At 50.5% G+C, this 15,018-nt stretch carries 17 protein-coding genes; 12 read left to right on the top strand and 5 right to left on the bottom strand.

The window, feature by feature from the left end:
* Positions 1-45 precede the first annotated feature (45 nt).
* Entirely contained in the window at positions 46-741 is a 696-nt protein-coding gene (locus tag D6694_02055) for a hypothetical protein (GenBank protein ID RMH47383.1), read from the bottom strand.
* 118 nt (positions 742-859) lie between these two features.
* Here D6694_02055 and D6694_02050 point away from each other — a divergent pair, with 118 nt between their 5' ends.
* From D6694_02050 to D6694_02030, 5 genes are all read left to right on the top strand, one after another.
* Positions 860-1,669, top strand: a complete 810-nt coding sequence (locus tag D6694_02050) for an ATP-binding cassette domain-containing protein (GenBank protein RMH47382.1) — start codon at positions 860-862, stop codon at positions 1,667-1,669.
* Complete coding sequence (locus D6694_02045) at positions 1,632-2,855, top strand: ABC transporter permease (protein ID RMH47381.1); 1,224 nt, start codon at positions 1,632-1,634, stop codon at positions 2,853-2,855. Before D6694_02050 ends, D6694_02045 begins: the two co-directional genes overlap by 38 nt.
* Before the next feature lie 81 nt (positions 2,856-2,936).
* Positions 2,937-3,239, top strand: a complete 303-nt coding sequence (locus tag D6694_02040) for a cytochrome c (protein ID RMH47380.1) — start codon at positions 2,937-2,939, stop codon at positions 3,237-3,239.
* A 99-nt stretch (positions 3,240-3,338) separates the two neighbouring features.
* A complete protein-coding gene (locus D6694_02035; protein ID RMH47379.1) occupies positions 3,339-4,724 on the top strand; it encodes an HDOD domain-containing protein in 1,386 nt (461 codons plus the stop codon).
* Positions 4,725-4,776: 52 nt separating this feature from the next.
* A complete protein-coding gene (locus D6694_02030) occupies positions 4,777-5,616 on the top strand; it encodes a 6-pyruvoyl tetrahydropterin reductase (GenBank protein ID RMH47378.1) in 840 nt (279 codons plus the stop codon).
* Here D6694_02030 and D6694_02025 read toward each other — a convergent pair.
* Genes D6694_02025 through D6694_02010 form a run of 4 tightly spaced genes read right to left on the bottom strand, consistent with a single transcriptional unit; the run spans position 5,607 to position 8,503 of the window.
* Positions 5,607-6,014 (bottom strand): acyl-CoA thioesterase, encoded by a 408-nt coding sequence (locus D6694_02025; protein RMH47377.1) that lies wholly within the window; start codon positions 6,012-6,014, stop codon positions 5,607-5,609. The genes D6694_02030 and D6694_02025 overlap by 10 nt on opposite strands.
* 13 nt (positions 6,015-6,027) lie before the next feature.
* Complete coding sequence (locus D6694_02020) at positions 6,028-7,455, bottom strand: PhoH family protein (protein RMH47376.1); 1,428 nt, start codon at positions 7,453-7,455, stop codon at positions 6,028-6,030.
* 24 nt (positions 7,456-7,479) lie between these two features.
* Entirely contained in the window at positions 7,480-7,947 is a 468-nt protein-coding gene (locus D6694_02015) for a peroxiredoxin (protein RMH47375.1), read from the bottom strand.
* 22 nt (positions 7,948-7,969) lie between these two features.
* Positions 7,970-8,503 carry a glycine cleavage system protein R gene (locus D6694_02010; protein ID RMH47374.1) on the bottom strand — a complete coding sequence of 178 codons (534 nt, stop codon included), beginning with the start codon at positions 8,501-8,503 and terminating at the stop codon, positions 7,970-7,972.
* 204 nt (positions 8,504-8,707) lie between these two features.
* Here D6694_02010 and ihfB point away from each other — a divergent pair, with 204 nt between their 5' ends.
* The 7 genes from ihfB to D6694_01975 form a co-directional block, all read left to right on the top strand.
* Positions 8,708-9,010: an integration host factor subunit beta gene (ihfB, locus tag D6694_02005; protein RMH47373.1), complete on the top strand. Its 303-nt coding sequence runs from the start codon at positions 8,708-8,710 to the stop codon at positions 9,008-9,010.
* 50 nt (positions 9,011-9,060) lie between these two features.
* On the top strand, positions 9,061-9,354 hold the full coding sequence (locus D6694_02000; protein RMH47372.1) for a LapA family protein: 294 nt from the start codon (positions 9,061-9,063) through the stop codon (positions 9,352-9,354).
* Between the two features lie 7 nt (positions 9,355-9,361).
* The gene (gene lapB / locus D6694_01995; GenBank protein ID RMH47371.1) at positions 9,362-10,528 is read left to right on the top strand and encodes a lipopolysaccharide assembly protein LapB; all 1,167 of its coding nucleotides are present in this window, start codon (positions 9,362-9,364) and stop codon (positions 10,526-10,528) included.
* An 18-nt stretch (positions 10,529-10,546) separates the two neighbouring features.
* Positions 10,547-11,248 carry an orotidine-5'-phosphate decarboxylase gene (locus D6694_01990; protein RMH47370.1) on the top strand — a complete coding sequence of 234 codons (702 nt, stop codon included), beginning with the start codon at positions 10,547-10,549 and terminating at the stop codon, positions 11,246-11,248.
* A 29-nt stretch (positions 11,249-11,277) separates the two neighbouring features.
* Entirely contained in the window at positions 11,278-12,069 is a 792-nt protein-coding gene (locus D6694_01985; protein RMH47369.1) for a 3'-5' exonuclease, read from the top strand.
* On the top strand, positions 12,066-13,394 hold the full coding sequence (rlmD, locus tag D6694_01980; GenBank protein RMH47368.1) for a 23S rRNA (uracil(1939)-C(5))-methyltransferase RlmD: 1,329 nt from the start codon (positions 12,066-12,068) through the stop codon (positions 13,392-13,394). Before D6694_01985 ends, rlmD begins: the two co-directional genes overlap by 4 nt.
* A gap of 3 nt (positions 13,395-13,397) precedes the next feature.
* Positions 13,398-15,018 (top strand): bifunctional (p)ppGpp synthetase/guanosine-3',5'-bis(diphosphate) 3'-pyrophosphohydrolase (locus D6694_01975; GenBank protein RMH47367.1); only part of this gene is annotated, 1,621 nt, incomplete at its 3' end.

The raw sequence follows: 15,018 nt of genomic DNA, 5'->3' as shown, positions 1-15,018 counted from the left end.
AAATATCGGGGGCGAGGGCCTGAATGTCTATTGTTCTTTGCGTCCCTATGGAGTGTGCGAGGCCGCTAAGTAAGCGATAAACAAAATGTGCGGGCCGAGAATGATGACCGCCGATTTTAACCGGCTGACGTTCATCCATTGTCGGTAAAACATAACGGCCAAACCAAGGCTCCATAGTTCGAATGGATTGAGTAAGCCAAGCGCTGTCTTGAGTGAGTGACTTTCAATATCGAGCCACGTGGTCAGGGCCAAAGGCTGTATTTGGTCGAGAGGGATCTGTGAATTCGTTGATACGCTCAAATAAACGATGGCTGGAATAAGGCCGATGATTTTAGGCCACGCACTCCACACAACCAGGCGCCACCAGTCAGCGAAAAATATCGTTTTCACCTTTGACAACTGGGCGAGGATGTGCAAATAAAGTGCAAAGACAGCAAATATCAAGAGGTTTTCTAGAAAACCGGCAACCGTCATAGAAATAGACAGTGTACTGGGCTGCATGTTTTGCTTGATTTCAGCTAAGCGGTCGGGGGCAAATTGTTCAGCCAAGGGTGCCGTAGCGTATTCCCGGTACCAATCGATGTCGACATGCGAAAAATAGCTGTGAAACAATAGATAAAGCAGTATGGCTAAGGCGAACAAAGGCAGCCATGTGACGCCTTTTATTTGCAGTTGCTGTGCGGCTTGATTTGGATATCGAAATGTTTGCCAGATCAGAGATAATGATTCTGAGAATGTCATGCTTACCTAAAATTGCTGGCTTTGTCTGGAGGGTATGATACCGTATCACCGTCGTTTTGACAGGGGAAAGCGGCTTGGCGTAGTTTGGTGGACCCGGCAACGAATAAGGGTGTAATGGATGATAGAAGTCGAACACTTACAAAAATATTTTGTGAGCAAAACGAATAAAAAGAAATCTGTTTCAGGTGTGGCGTCTGATCCGAGACAGGAAGGGCGGTTGTTCTATGCCGTACGGGATGTGAGTTTTCACTGTGAGCGTGGGCAGGTGCTCGGGCTCTTAGGCCCCAACGGCGCGGGAAAGACCACGACTTTGAGGATGTTGTCGACTGCTTTGCAGCCAAGTGCAGGAAGCATTGTGATTGATGGTGTCGATGCCGTACAGAATCCTGTGAGAGCTCGTCAGGTAATGGGCTTCTTGTCTGGAACGACGGGGCTTTATCGTCGGCTGACGGCGCGAGAAAATATTGAATATTTCGCGCGCCTGCACGGTGTGCCGGAAGATACGTTATCTGAGCGTCTGAATTACTTGTTTGACCGTCTCGATATGCACGCATTTGCCGATAAGCGAGCGGATGATTTGTCCACCGGCATGAAGCAAAAAACATCGATTGCGAGAGCCGTGATTCACGATCCTGACGTGGTCGTCTTTGACGAGCCAACCACAGGATTGGATGTGCTGGCGGCCAGAACGGTCATTGAGTTTATTGAGGAATTCAAGCAGCAGGGAAAAACAGTGATATTTTCGACACATCATCTGCATGAGGTTGCGCGATTATGCGACACGGTATGCGTGATTCATTACGGAAAGAGCCTGTTTTTTGGGGATTTGTCTGATTTTCAAGCGCGCAGTCAGAGCGGTGATTTGTATGAAGCCTTTATGGCGGTGGTGAATGAGTCTTCGGAGGTTCGCCATGTGGCTAGTGTTTAAAAAGGAGTTGCTGGAACTGTCCCGTGACCGTAAAACGCTTATCTTTACCATTTTGCTACCAACGCTCATCATTCCATTGTTGATGGGAGGGTTCGCCTATTTCACCAAAGTGGTGGTGCAAAAGCGTATGGCGGAAACGTTAACCTATGCTGTGATTGGTGAGGCGAATGCGCCCGAGTTGATCGACTTGCTTGCTCAAGGGAAAAACTTCAAACGGGTCGATGGTATCGGACAGGAAGAAATCAATGCCGCGATACGTGACGAACGTGTTCGGTTGGTGTTCGAAATTCCCCACAATGTTCAACAGCAGCTTGCCAAAGGTAAAAAAGCAGTGATCCGTCTGCATTATAATTCTGCCTCTTCTGTGGCAAGGATTGTCACCAAGCGGGTACAGCCGTTGATTGATAAATACAGTGAGCAGATGCAGAAGTTACTGCTTTCGGAGCGAGGGATCTCGAAAGAAGATTTGGAATGGCTCATCAATCCGATAGAAGTTGACAAACACTCTATCGCCGACAAACGGGAGAGGTTCGGTGAGCAGGCAGGTGGCTTGATTGCTTATTTCCTTATCATTTTTATTTTCTCCGGCGCCATGTATCCGGCTTTGGACCTTGGTGTCGGCGAAAAAGAAAGAGATACCCTAGAGACATTGTTGCTCAATCCAATTCCGCGCTGGCAAATTGCGCTGGCCAAATACTTGGTGATTTTTGTCTCAGGCTTTCTGGCTGTGTTGCTCGCCATTGTGTCGGTTGGCGTTTGGGGCGTGCTCTTGGGTCAAGCCGTGTTTATGGGCAAAGCAATGGAGATTATGCAAACGGTGGGCGTGATCGATCTAGTGATGCTGATTGTCATGGTAATGCCCATCGCCGCCATTTTTGCCGCTATTTTGTTGTCTATTTCTATCTATGCGAGGAATTTCAAAGAAGCACAAAACTATTCATCGCCGTTAATCATGGTGATTATTATTCCCGTCATGGCCGCATTGATTCCTGGCATGGAACTTGATTGGGCAACAGCGATGGTACCTATCACCAACATGGCCCTCGCCATCAAGGAATTGATTAAGGGGACGATCGACTATACTTATGTCGCCGCCATCTTCGGCTCGACACTGGTGCTGGCGATGGGGGCATTATGGTTTGCGGTTCACTGGTTCAATCGTGAAGATGTCCTCTTTCGGACATAAAAACTTGATTTTGGTTAAGGAAGGCATGATCAGTTTTAGGTTATATTTATGTTGATTAACACCTTCAGAAGGGGAAACATTATGAAGCAACTATTGGTTATCCTGAGTGCAATGAGTCTCATGGCAGCTGCATCGGCTGCTGATATCCAAGCAGGTAAGGCAAAAGCGGCAATGTGTGCGGGTTGCCATGGTGCCAATGGCATCAGTGCAGTGCCGATTTACCCGAACCTGAAAGGACAAAAGGCCGCCTATCTTGAGAAACAGCTGAAGGCTTTCCGCGACGGCACGCGAAAAAATCCTGTGATGGCGCCGATGGCGAAGGGGTTGTCTGACGCAGATATCGCCAATTTGGCCGCGTATTTTGAAAGTCTCGGTGCCAATTAATTCGCTGTATTACTTTCTTGAAGAAAAGGGGCGTTTGCCCCTTTTCTTTTTTAGGACAACTTTGACTATACTTTATGGACAGTCACCGAGATTGCTTCTATGAGTGATCGAAACCTCGAACATTGGTTACAGCGTCTGGAGGCCACAGAGCTGCCCATTCTTTCGCGTTCCGTCGCGTTGCTGCAATCGGCGAAAAATCTTGATAGTGCGCATGCTGCACAAATTACCGAGTCCATCATGGCGGATGCCAATCTCACGGCACGTGTTTTGAAACTGGCGAATACCGTGGTCTATTCACGTCAAAGAGAAATCCGTAGCCTTTCTCGCGCGCTCTTGTGCCTTGGGTACAAGAATGTGCAAATGCTCGTTGCTAGCGCCATGTTGATCGAATCTGTTCAGGGGCCATGCCGGGAGGAGATGCTAAGGATTTTGCAGCGTGGGATACTTCGTGCTCAGATTGCGCGTCGTATGGCAGAGCAAGGCCTTCCTGCAGTTGATGGTGAAGAGGTTTTTATCGGGGCACTGCTCTATGAACTAGGCATTATGTTGGTGCTCGCACATCAATGTTTAAAGAAACAACCCATCCGACGCGATGAAGTTGAAGAAATTTTAGGGTTTCCACCGACACGATTGACACATTGTTTGGCCAAAAGTTGGCATTTGGGTGAAGGGTTAGTGATGGCCACTGCTTCACACGAAAACCAATTCACAAGTTTAATAGGAACGAGCGAAGCATTGGTCGATGCACTTGAAAAGACGCAATCGGTCAAGGATGTGATACAAAATCCGTCGTTGTGGACAGGCGATTGGCAATTACCAGTGAAGGAGCGGCAAGCGCTTTTGGATGAAGCTACACGAGCGGCAGGGGAGCATTTCGAGACACTTGGTTTGTCTGTTGCTTATGTGGCCAGTGGTGGCTCGAACGAGACTTTGCACAAGGAAGATGCGTCACATGAGCAGGCATCCTCTCAAACTATGTTGATGTCGGTGTTGTCAGATATGATTAGCCTTGGTCAGGAAGCCAGCTTGGACTTCAACCTACTCCTGCAGATTTTGGTCGAAGGGCTTCATCGCGCAGTCAATATGCCGCATGTGGCGTTGGTGTTTCGTATGCCAAAAAAGGAATCTTTGGAAGTTCGTTTGGCACTTGGTCCTGAGAAAGACAAGTTGCGTGACACCCTGGCGGTATCGAATGCGCAAGTCGGAAGCGACCCCATTTTTGCCTCTGCGTTTATAGACAAACGGGTTGTTCAATTTGGGCTATCCGAGGAGACGATGGACAGGTTGGTCAGTCACCCGATGCCCCCCTTTCTGGCCAATTTTGGTCCAGGAGGATTGGCGTTGCCTATTGTGCTCCGAGGGCGTACCATCGCCGTAATTTTAACAATGTCGGACAAGCCACTCGACAAAGCATCAGTGAATGCCTGTTTGATGTTGGCAGAGCAAGCTAACCTGTGTTTGCGAGCGGCCACACAGATTCATTGAGTTGTATTGTGGACTGGCCGTACATGGCAAAGTGTCGTGGAGAAGAGATGCGATGACCTCGCTATTTGTGGAACGGTTGACCATTGTTGACTTCAGCTACCTTGATGGTGCGCGTGGTCTATTGGGTGAAAGCTGGCTGGTCGATGTGACCTTGGAAGGTGATTTGGATGGTCAGGGAATGATTTTTGATTTCGGTCTTGTCAAAAAGCTGATCAAGCAGTGGGCGGATGCTCATATTGACCACAAGCTCGTGGTGCCTGCAGCGAGTGATAGAACCAGCTGGCGTGGCGGGCAAGTTTCAGGCAATGTGGCTTTTCATGCGGATTGTGGCTTGATCGAGCACTGGGGACCGGAAAATTCGGTGTGTGCAGTGCCTGCTTCGTATGTAGATGTTGACGTGATCGGGGATTGGATGGCCGCGCAGATCAAACCCATGTTGCCGGCCAGTGTACGGCGGGTTTCTATCACACTTCGACCAGAAGCCATTGAACACGAGCCTCATTATCAGTACAGCCATGGTTTACAGAGACATCAGGGGGCCTGCCAGCGAATCGCCCACGGACATCGTAGCCGCATACGTGTTTGGCTTGACGGCGCGCCGAGCGAAAAATGGGCACGGCATTGGGCAAAGCGTTGGCGAGACATTTACTTAGCGACACGTGGCCATGTCTTGCAAAACTTACCGCAGGGGCGACTGCTTCTTGGCTATCGCGCCGCGGACGGTGAATTTAAGCTTGCCTTACCCGCTGAGCGCGTCTATTTACTGGATACGCCAAGTACAGTTGAATGGATTGCGCATCACCTGGCTTCGCAGACAGCGCGCGCGACGGGAGCGCGTGTCACCGTACAAGCCTTTGAAGGCATTGACAAAGGGGCGATTGCTCACGCCTGAACTGGGGGAGGATTGTCCTCACGATAAACGGGGACTGGGCGGCCTTCGTCATCGATGGCAACATAGGTAAACTGAGCCTCAGTCACGATAAAGTAATCATCCTTAATGTCACGTTGGCACCAGACTTCGATATGGATTTGCATTGAGGTTCGGCCGACTTTGACCAACTCTCCATAACACGCCACTGTATCGCCCACATGAACAGGTTTATGAAACTCCATGCGATCTACGGCCACTGTCGCCACTCGGCATTTGGCCGTATGTTTGGCAATGATGCCTGAAGCAATGTCCATTTGCGCCATGATCCAGCCTCCAAAAATATCGCCATTGGCGTTGGTATCTCCGGGCATGGCAATGGTTCGGGTGATGATCTCGCCACAAGGTGCGCGTTTGTTCATTACGTTCTCCTTGTCATAGTTGTTGCGAAGCAAAATCAGCAAGTCGTGACCGCTCTCCTTGTTTGAGCGTGATATGGCCAGCGTGTGGCCAATCTCGAAAACGATCCACCACATAGGTGATGCCACATGAGAATTCCGTGAGATACGGCGTGTCGATTTGGGCCACATTGCCCATACACACGACTTTTGTTCCTGGGCCAGCCCGCGTGATTAATGTTTTCATCTGTTTAGGGGTCAGGTTTTGGGCTTCATCGATAATGATGAATTTCCGTAAAAAGGTTCGGCCGCGCATGAAATTGAGCGATCTTACCTTAATCCATCGTTTGAGGACGTCGTGCGTCGCGGCTTGTCCCCAATGGTCCCCCTCATCGGAGGGTGCCAACACTTCAAGGTTATCTAGCAGGGCCCCCATCCAGGGCGTCATCTTTTCTTCTTCTGTGCCTGGCAAGAAGCCAATGTCTTCACCAACCGGCACTGTCACTCTTGTCATAATGATTTCTTGATAACGCTTTTGCTCAATGGTCTGTTCAAGTGCAGCGGCCAAGGTGAGCAAGGTTTTGCCTGTGCCAGCCGGTCCTTGGAGGGAGACAAAGTCAATTTCGGGATCCATGAGCAGATTCAGCGCAAAACTTTGCTCCAGATTGCGTGCCTGAATGCCCCAGACCTGGTTTTTTTCCAAACGGTAGTCCCGAGCCACTTCGATGATGGCACTGTCGGCCTCCAACCGTCGCACGATCGCTGTAAAAGGCACTGGTAGAGCGGTATAGAGACAATGGTTTGGCGTCCATTTGTCGACCAGCGGTCCTTTGATTCGATAAAAAGTACGCCCCTCTTCTTTCCAAGACTCCATCTCCTTACTGTGCGTTTCCCAGAAATCGTGAGGTAATTCAAACAGGCCGGAGTGAAGTTGCTCGATGTCCATGACGACTCGGTCATTGAAATAATCTTCTGCGCGCAATCCCATGGCTGTCGCCTTGATGCGCATATTGATGTCTTTGCTCACCAAGGTGACCTGATGATTGGGATGACTTGTTTTCAGACCGATGGCGACACCGAGGATGGTGTTGTCAGAGCGACTGCTTGGAAGGCTTTCGGGCAATTGAAACTGAATGTGTTCGGTTTGCAAGTACAGACGGCCAGTTGGTCGTGCCTCGATCGCATGCGACTGCTCGATGTCCGAATATAAGTTGTCACAAAGCGGTAATCCTTCGCTCAATGGCTGGTTGGGATGGCGCTGTATTAGGTCGTCAATGCAGCGGGATACCTGCCGGACGTTGCGGGCCACTTCGGACAATCCTTTTTTGGCAGCATCGAGTTCTTCTAGCACCACCAAGGGTAGATAGACATCGTGCTCATCAAACCGAAAAAGCGCAGTCGGGTCGTGCATGAGCACATTGGTGTCTAATACAAAAAGACGCTTGGTCTTGGGTCTTGCGGCCATAACATTTCCTTGCTTGATTAATGTTTATTGGTCTGCCAATGCCTGAACCGCGCTTAGCACTTCTTCGACGTGTCCTTTGACGCGAACCTTTCTCCAGGATTGGGCCAGTTTGCCTTTGCGATCGAACAAGAAAGTGGAGCGCTCAATCCCAAGCACCTTTCGACCGTACATATTTTTTTCCTTGATCACGTCGAAGTATTGACAGAGTTTTTCGTCGGTATCGCTGATAAGATGAAAAGGAAACTGCTGTTTTTCTCTAAAGCGTTCGTGGCTTTTGAGTGAGTCACGCGATACGCCGTAGATCACCGCTCCGAATTTGGTAAATTCCGGAAACAAATCTCGAAAATTTTGCCCCTCGGTGGTGCAGCCTGGTGTGGCATCCTTCGGATAGAAATACAAAACAACGATATCACCAATATGATCTCGTAAGTTGATGACACCTTTTGTCGATTGCACGTCAAAGTCCGGTAGTTCAATCACTGTTTCGTTCATACGTAACGCTTCCTATGGTGAGTTACACAATTTGACCGTATGGTTCCATGATGGCATCTAAATTTCTGTCATCGCAGAAATTGGTGAATTCTTCCCTGAGGTCCGCAATGCGTGCGTGACCGGGAACATGAATGACCAGTGTTAATCGGACCATTGCGGTACCACTGTGGGGCGGAGTAAAACTATCAGAGTTCAACTCAATGATCGGAATCTGATGCTCGGCAAGAAATTCGGCAATGTCGCCGATGATGCCAGGATTGTCCTTGGCGGTAATCTGCAGCCGATACGGGATGGCATCAGCTTGTGGCGCGGCCTCTGTCGTTCTCTTAATCATCGTTGTCAGCCCAAGGCGTGTGGCAACAACGGGGACCTGATGTTCCATCTTAGCCAACGCATTCCATTCTCCCTGGAGCAGCATCATCAACGAAAATTCTCTGCCCATTGTGGTCATCCGACTTTCGACGATGTTACACCCAGTCTGAGAGGCCAGTTTTGACAATTCATACACGATACCGGGTTGCTTTTCACCGAGAGCGCAGACGACAAGGTAATTCATTTTTTAAATATAGGCGATGGGCTTAACATATCGTCATTAAAACGACGTCCCTCGTTGATGTAAAGCGGAACCGGCATGGGGCGCCATGTAGCGGTACACAGCGCTTCGGCTGCCTTATTTGTTGTATTTAGTCAAATATCTTGTAGAATCAAATGCCTGAATTAGCTCAAATGTTTTGTAGCTCATCACAGGTTCAAAGCCCCTATGACAAAATCAGAGTTAATAGAAAGGCTGGCGCGGTTGCAAAATCAGCTGTCGCATAAAGATGTAGAATTGGCCGTCAAGAGTATTCTTGAGCATATGTCGCAGACGTTAGCGCGAGGCGAACGTATAGAGATACGGGGATTCGGAAGCTTCTCGCTGCATTATCGAAAGCCTAGGGTTGGACGTAATCCGAAATCCGGCGAGCCGGTGGCGTTGCCGGGAAAATATGTACCGCATTTCAAGCCCGGGAAAGATCTACGCGATCGTGTCAACGAGGCGTGGCAAAAAACGCGACAAAAGTAGTCGAGAACAGCGGCCCGTAATACACACCGCCAGAGTACGCTAGGTGAACTATGAAGTTGATGATTCTTTTATTGATAGGCACATTGGTGGCTGGTATTGCGGCGCTGTTTGCTGGCGCAAATGACATTGTGGTGACGGTAGATTTTTTGGTCACCCAAGTTCACTGGCCGCTTGCTCTTGTCATACTTGTTGCTTTTTTCGCGGGCCTGCTGGTTGCCGCCATTCTCTGGTTGCCGACATATTTTGGACTCAGGACAAAGCTCACTTTTTTGCGAAAAGAAAATCAGGCGCTGCAGCAAGAAGTGAAAGTGCTTCGTACTTCGCCACTGAAGGAGCCAGACTAAACTTGTCATGAATGATTGGGGATGGGTGTTCTTGCTGCCGGTCGCTGTTGTGGGCGGCTGGTGGGCAGGCGTCAAATGGATGCAACGCCGAAGGGAATTCGATGCGCAAGTTTCGACGCAGTACCTAGTGGGCATTAATTATCTCCTCGCCGAGCAACCTGATCGGGCGGTTGATGTTTTCCTGAAGCTGATTGATGTGGATTCAGAAACCGCTGAAACGCACTTGGCACTTGGCGCATTATTTCGTCGTCGAGGTGAGGTTCAGCGAGCCCTAAAAATTCATCAAAATCTGATAGCGCGGCCCTCACTGCCATTGGCAATTCGCGAATTGGCCATGTATGAACTTGGACAGGATTATTTTGCCGCAGGCATGTTTGATCGGGCCGAACGCGTGTTCGGGGAGTTGATCTCTGGACGGATGGCCGAGCGCGCACTACGTATGCTGGTGCAGATCCATCAACAGTTGCGAGACTGGCCTCAGGCAATTGAAGCTGCCGAGCATTTGCTGCGAATTGTCGAAGATGACATGGCAAAAGAGCGGTTGGCGGAGACAGTCAGCCATTTCTACTGCGAGCTTGCCGAACAAGCCATAGGAAAGGGGCAGTTGGCATTGGCGAAAAGGCAATTGCGTGCTGCCGAGGATGTGTTTGCCAACAATCCACGCATCGATTTGTTGGCGGCGCAAGTGGCGCTCCGCCAGTCAAACATTAAGAAAGTTCTGGCTGTATGCGAGCATTGCATCGATCACACCCCAGAATATTTCTCGCTGCTCATGCCCGTGCTGATGAAATTGAAAGAGCAGTCGCCAACGGCATGTGATTGGAAGCAATTATTGTGTCGTGCGGTCGAGCACGGGGCTGGACCAAAGGTACTTCTGGCCACTGCCAAATTGATCTGCGAGGAAGCCAGCGATGTGGCGGCGGGCGAATACTTGATTCAATCGTTGAAACGGTTTCCATCGGTTTCAGGGGTGTTGTACTTACTGCATCTCTATCGCCCTTACGCCAACCCGCGAGTGCGAGAAAGTCTGCTGGCACTGGAAAATGTGCTGGAGAAATTGCAGGATCGAGACCATCTGCATGGTTGCGACGAATGTGGCTACCAAAGTCACGAGATGCTCTGGCAATGTCCAAGCTGCAAACAGTGGGGGACAATACGCCCTCATCAACCATAATATGTTTTTGGAGAAATCATGAGTCATCACAAGCCACTCATCATTGCTTTGGATTTTGCATCACGCGCGGAAGCTGAGTCACTGGTAGGATTGCTCGATCCGAATCTGTGTCGCGTCAAAGTTGGCAAGGAAATGTTTACACGCTTTGGCCCTGCTTGGGTGGAATGGTTGCAAAAGCAGAATTTCGAAGTGTTTTTGGACCTCAAATTTCATGACATCCCGACGACAGTGGCCAAAGCGGTACGTGCGGCCAGTGCGCTCGGCGTTTGGATGGTCAATGTTCATGCCAGTGGCGGCCCCAGAATGCTGGAAGCCGCCGTTGAAAGTTTGGCGAATGTAGACGAGCCGCCGCTATTGATCGGTGTGACGGTGCTGACAAGTATGGACAGTTCAGAACTTTCGGCCGTCGGCGTGTCCCGACCACTCGATGAGCAGGTTAAGGCCTTAGCCAAGCTTTGTCAGCAAACCGGGTTGAACGGCGTCGTGTGTTCAGCCCATGAAGCGCAAAGCATCAAAGCGACTTGTGGCGAAAGCTTTCTCACCGTCACCCCTGGAATTCGACCGAAGTGGGCGGCCGGTAACGATCAGACGCGAATTATGACGCCGTCGGAGGCTTTGGCCAGTGGTAGTGATTATCTGGTTGTCGGAAGACCAGTGACTGCATCGTCGGATCCGAAAGCGTCATTGGCACGGTTAGCCGAAGAAATTTCTTTGACATAACGCACATGAACCTTGGGTGAGAGACGCAGATGAGTCATGTATTGGTATTTGATATCGAAACTGTGCCAGATGTGGAGGCGGGTAGGGCCATCCTTGGTTTGCATGGGTTGTCGGATGCATCAGTGGCTGAAGCGATGTTTGCTCGCCAGAGGGCGAACAATGGTCGAGAATTTTTGCCACATCATTTGCACAAGGTGGTTGCGATATCGGTCGTGATGGCAAATCATGAGTCGGTGCGTGTTTGGTCTTTGGGTTCGCCGGAAGATAGTGAAGCCGACCTGGTGCGAAGATTTTTTGATGGTGTTGAAAAATTCAGTCCGGTTTTGGTGAGCTGGAATGGTACCGGTTTTGACTTGCCAGTATTGCATTATCGGGCGTTGAAGCATGGCGTGGCCAGTCCGACATATTGGGAAACAGGCGACGAAATTCGGGATTTTCGGTTTAACAATTATTTGTCGCGTTATCATGCGCGTCATACCGATTTGATGGATGTGCTTGCCGGATACACAGGCCGAGCCAATGCGCCGTTAGACGAAGTGGCGACCATGTTGGGTTTCCCCGGCAAGATGGGAATGAGCGGTGCCAAGGTCTGGGAGGCCTATCAGGCTGGCGATATCAAGAAAATTCGTGACTACTGCGAGACGGATGTATTGAACACTTATTTGGTGTATCTACAGTTTGAGCGGATTCGGGGACGGCTTTCGGAAGGCGGCCTTAATGAGAAACATGCACAGTTGAAATCGATGCTTGCTCAACATTCAGGTCTCCATTTGCAAGCGTTCTTGAATGCCTGGGACTCGACTAAGGAGCCATCACAATGAGTCGACGTAAACCGTGGCGAAACAAAGAGCTGGCGCTGGATATTGTCGACTTGACACATGATGGCCGCGGCGTCGGACGAAGTGAAGGCAAGGCGGTGTTTGTTGATAATGCGTTGCCAGGTGAGCACGTCAAAGCGCGGCTTAAGATGCGGCAACGCAGTTTTGATATTGCCATCGCAGAGGAGATAGCACAGCCTTCGCCGGACAGAGTGGCACCGCGATGTGCCCATTTTCTGGTATGTGGCGGCTGCGCCCTACAGCATCTGGATCATGAAGCGCAACTGAAACATAAACAGACACTACTTGCGCGTCAGTTCGAACACTTTGGTGGGGTAAAGCCTGAGCGTTGGTTGTCCCCGCTGACTGGTCCCCAATGGGGTTATCGACGTAAAGCCCGCCTTGCTGTCAAAGATGTGCCAGGTAAAGGTAGAGTGCTGGTGGGGTTTCGTGAGCGCTTTAGCCACTTTGTGGCGGAAATAGAACAATGCCATGTGCTCCATCCGAGCGTCGGGGAACAATTGCCAACGCTGGCAGCACTTGTGGCTTCACTCAGTGTTCGGCAACGCTTGCCGCAAATTGAAGTCGCAGTTGGTGACGAGGGGCGTGCGTTAATTTTTCGGCACTTGCGACCACTGACGGACCAGGATTGTGAGCATCTGATCGAATTTGGCAAAGCTAATGGGTTCGATATTTATTTGCAGCCAAAAGGGCCAGACACAATTCATCGCTTGTGGCCACAGCCTGGGCCGGAACGTCTGTATTATGATCTTCCCGATTTTGATCTTAGGTTGGCGTTTCACCCTAGTGACTTTACGCAGGTCAATCATGACATCAATCGCCAGATGACGCGACAGGCTGTTGAGCTACTGGCGCCCAGACAAGACGAAGTCGTGCTCGATCTGTTTTGCGGGCTTGGTAACTTTAGTTTGCCACTTGCCACACGTGCAGCTCGTGTGATTGGGGTCGAGGGAAGCGCGGCAATGACCGAACGAGCGTATGAAAATGCACGTTTGAACGGGCTGACCAATCTGGACTTTTATTCGGCTGATCTGACACAGTCGTTTGATTTGGCCGGTTGGGGCGTGTCTCGGATCGATAAAGTCTTGCTTGACCCGCCGCGAAGCGGTGCGCTGGAAGTCTGTCAACATCTGATCGAGACAAAGCCGAAGCGCATCGTGTATGTGTCATGTCAACCAAGCACACTGGCAAGGGATGCTGGTCTGTTGGTCAGTAATGGTTACCGACTTGTGGCAGCGGGGATCATGGATATGTTTCCGCAAACGGCACATGTCGAGTCAATGGCTGTGTTTGAACGGGAGAAGTGACGCATGGTCACGGTCAGTGATGCGTATCCGAGAACCGAAGATGGCGCGCTTGACATTGAGCGTTGGCTTTCTCGGATAAATGTGCATCGCGAACCATCGCAAATGCGACAGCTGGTGGGTGCCATTGATTTGGCCGCTTCGTTGCCGGATGAACCAAGGGTGCCGGAGGGGGAGAATGTACTTGAGCATGGGCTCGCCATGGCGGAAATCTTGGCGACCTTGCAAATGGATACACCGACACTCACGGCCGCCATCGTGTTTCCTTCCGTGGAATATGGTCACTTGGCACTCGACCGCGTACAACACAAACTGGGCAAGGAAGTCAAACGACTGGTCGAAGGCACGCAACGAATGCAGGCTATCCGTGCGCTGCAAACGGATCACCAAAGTCACATCTTGAGCGCCGAAGAAGTTGAAAACTTGCGCAAGATGTTATTGGCGATGGTGGATGACACTCGAGTGGTGATGATCAAACTGGCGCGCCGGCTGCAAATGCTTCGATTGTGCAAGTACCTTGATGAAGCCACTGCGCGATCCATTGCTCAGGAAACCATGGATATCTATGCGCCGCTTGCCAATCGTCTGGGCATTGGTCAGATTAAATGGGAACTTGAGGATCTCGCCTTTCGACAACTTAATCCCGAGGCCTATCGTGACATCGCCAAGAAGCTGGCGGCACGACGCATTGATCGTGAGCGTTATATCAATCAGGTCATCGCGATTCTCAAGCGGGAAATCGATAAATACGGAATTCAAGCGGAAATTGCGGGTCGCGCCAAGCACATTTATTCGATATGGCGGAAAATGCAACGTAAAGGCGTGAGCTTTGAGGAAATTTATGATGCGCGTGCGGTGCGCGTTTTGGTGCCCAAAATTGCCGATTGCTATACGGTGCTTGGTATTGTGCATACCTTATGGCCGCACATCCCAAAAGAGTTCGATGACTATATCGCCACCCCGAAACCCAATGGATATCGTTCGATCCATACTGCAGTCATTGGCCCGGAACAAAAGGCGCTAGAAGTCCAGATCCGCACGTTCCGGATGCATCAAGAGTCTGAACATGGTGTTGCGGCGCATTGGCGCTACAAAGAAGGCAAAAGCAGTCGTGGTGATGACGCGGCGGAAAGAAAGGTTGCCTGGCTGCGCCAGTTGTTGGCTTGGCAGAAAGAATTGGCCAGCACCGATCAAATTATGCGCCAGTTCGAACAAAGCGTTGAAGACGAACGCGTCTTTGTTTTTACGCCGGAAGGGCGTGTGCTCGATTTGCCGCCCGGTTCGACACCTCTGGACTTCGCTTATCATGTGCATACGGAAATTGGCCATCACTGTGTTGGCGCCAAAGTCAATGGGCGAATGGTGCCACTGACGACGCCGTTGTCCACCGGACAAACGGTGGAAATTTTGACGCGTAAAGAGGCTAAGCCAAGTCGAGACTGGCTCAATCCCTCGGCTGGCTACTTGAGGTCGCACCGCGCACGACAGAAGGTAGCACAATGGTTCCGTCGACAGGAAAAGACGGCCCACATTGCTCGTGGGCGTGAAATGCTGGAGCGGGCAATGACAAACCGAGGGTTGTCTGGCGTTTCCTTGCAGGGAGTGGCAGAAAAACTCAACCTCAAGC

It is taken from the genome of Gammaproteobacteria bacterium (assembly GCA_003696665.1).
GTDB lineage: Bacteria > Pseudomonadota > Gammaproteobacteria > Enterobacterales.
The sequence above is the reverse complement of the archived record's forward strand: the minus strand, read 5'-3'. Positions and strand labels throughout refer to the sequence as shown.

Excerpts from the sequence above, each read along its gene's own strand:
- lapB (RMH47371.1), top strand. The coding sequence starts at position 9,362 with ATGAATGATTGGGGATGGGTGTTCTTGCTGCCGGTCGCTGTTGTGGGC.
- D6694_02010 (RMH47374.1), bottom strand. The coding sequence starts at position 8,503 with ATGAATTACCTTGTCGTCTGCGCTCTCGGTGAAAAGCAACCCGGTATC.
- D6694_02040 (RMH47380.1), top strand. The coding sequence starts at position 2,937 with ATGAAGCAACTATTGGTTATCCTGAGTGCAATGAGTCTCATGGCAGCT.
- ihfB (RMH47373.1), top strand. The coding sequence starts at position 8,708 with ATGACAAAATCAGAGTTAATAGAAAGGCTGGCGCGGTTGCAAAATCAG.
- D6694_02035 (RMH47379.1), top strand. The coding sequence starts at position 3,339 with ATGAGTGATCGAAACCTCGAACATTGGTTACAGCGTCTGGAGGCCACA.
- D6694_02000 (RMH47372.1), top strand. The coding sequence starts at position 9,061 with ATGAAGTTGATGATTCTTTTATTGATAGGCACATTGGTGGCTGGTATT.
- D6694_02055 (RMH47383.1), bottom strand. The coding sequence starts at position 741 with ATGACATTCTCAGAATCATTATCTCTGATCTGGCAAACATTTCGATAT.
- D6694_01990 (RMH47370.1), top strand. The coding sequence starts at position 10,547 with ATGAGTCATCACAAGCCACTCATCATTGCTTTGGATTTTGCATCACGC.
- rlmD (RMH47368.1), top strand. The coding sequence starts at position 12,066 with ATGAGTCGACGTAAACCGTGGCGAAACAAAGAGCTGGCGCTGGATATT.
- D6694_01985 (RMH47369.1), top strand. The coding sequence starts at position 11,278 with ATGAGTCATGTATTGGTATTTGATATCGAAACTGTGCCAGATGTGGAG.
- D6694_02030 (RMH47378.1), top strand. The coding sequence starts at position 4,777 with ATGACCTCGCTATTTGTGGAACGGTTGACCATTGTTGACTTCAGCTAC.
- D6694_02050 (RMH47382.1), top strand. The coding sequence starts at position 860 with ATGATAGAAGTCGAACACTTACAAAAATATTTTGTGAGCAAAACGAAT.
- D6694_02045 (RMH47381.1), top strand. The coding sequence starts at position 1,632 with ATGAGTCTTCGGAGGTTCGCCATGTGGCTAGTGTTTAAAAAGGAGTTG.
- D6694_02015 (RMH47375.1), bottom strand. The coding sequence starts at position 7,947 with ATGAACGAAACAGTGATTGAACTACCGGACTTTGACGTGCAATCGACA.
- D6694_02025 (RMH47377.1), bottom strand. The coding sequence starts at position 6,014 with ATGAACAAACGCGCACCTTGTGGCGAGATCATCACCCGAACCATTGCC.
- D6694_02020 (RMH47376.1), bottom strand. The coding sequence starts at position 7,455 with ATGGCCGCAAGACCCAAGACCAAGCGTCTTTTTGTATTAGACACCAAT.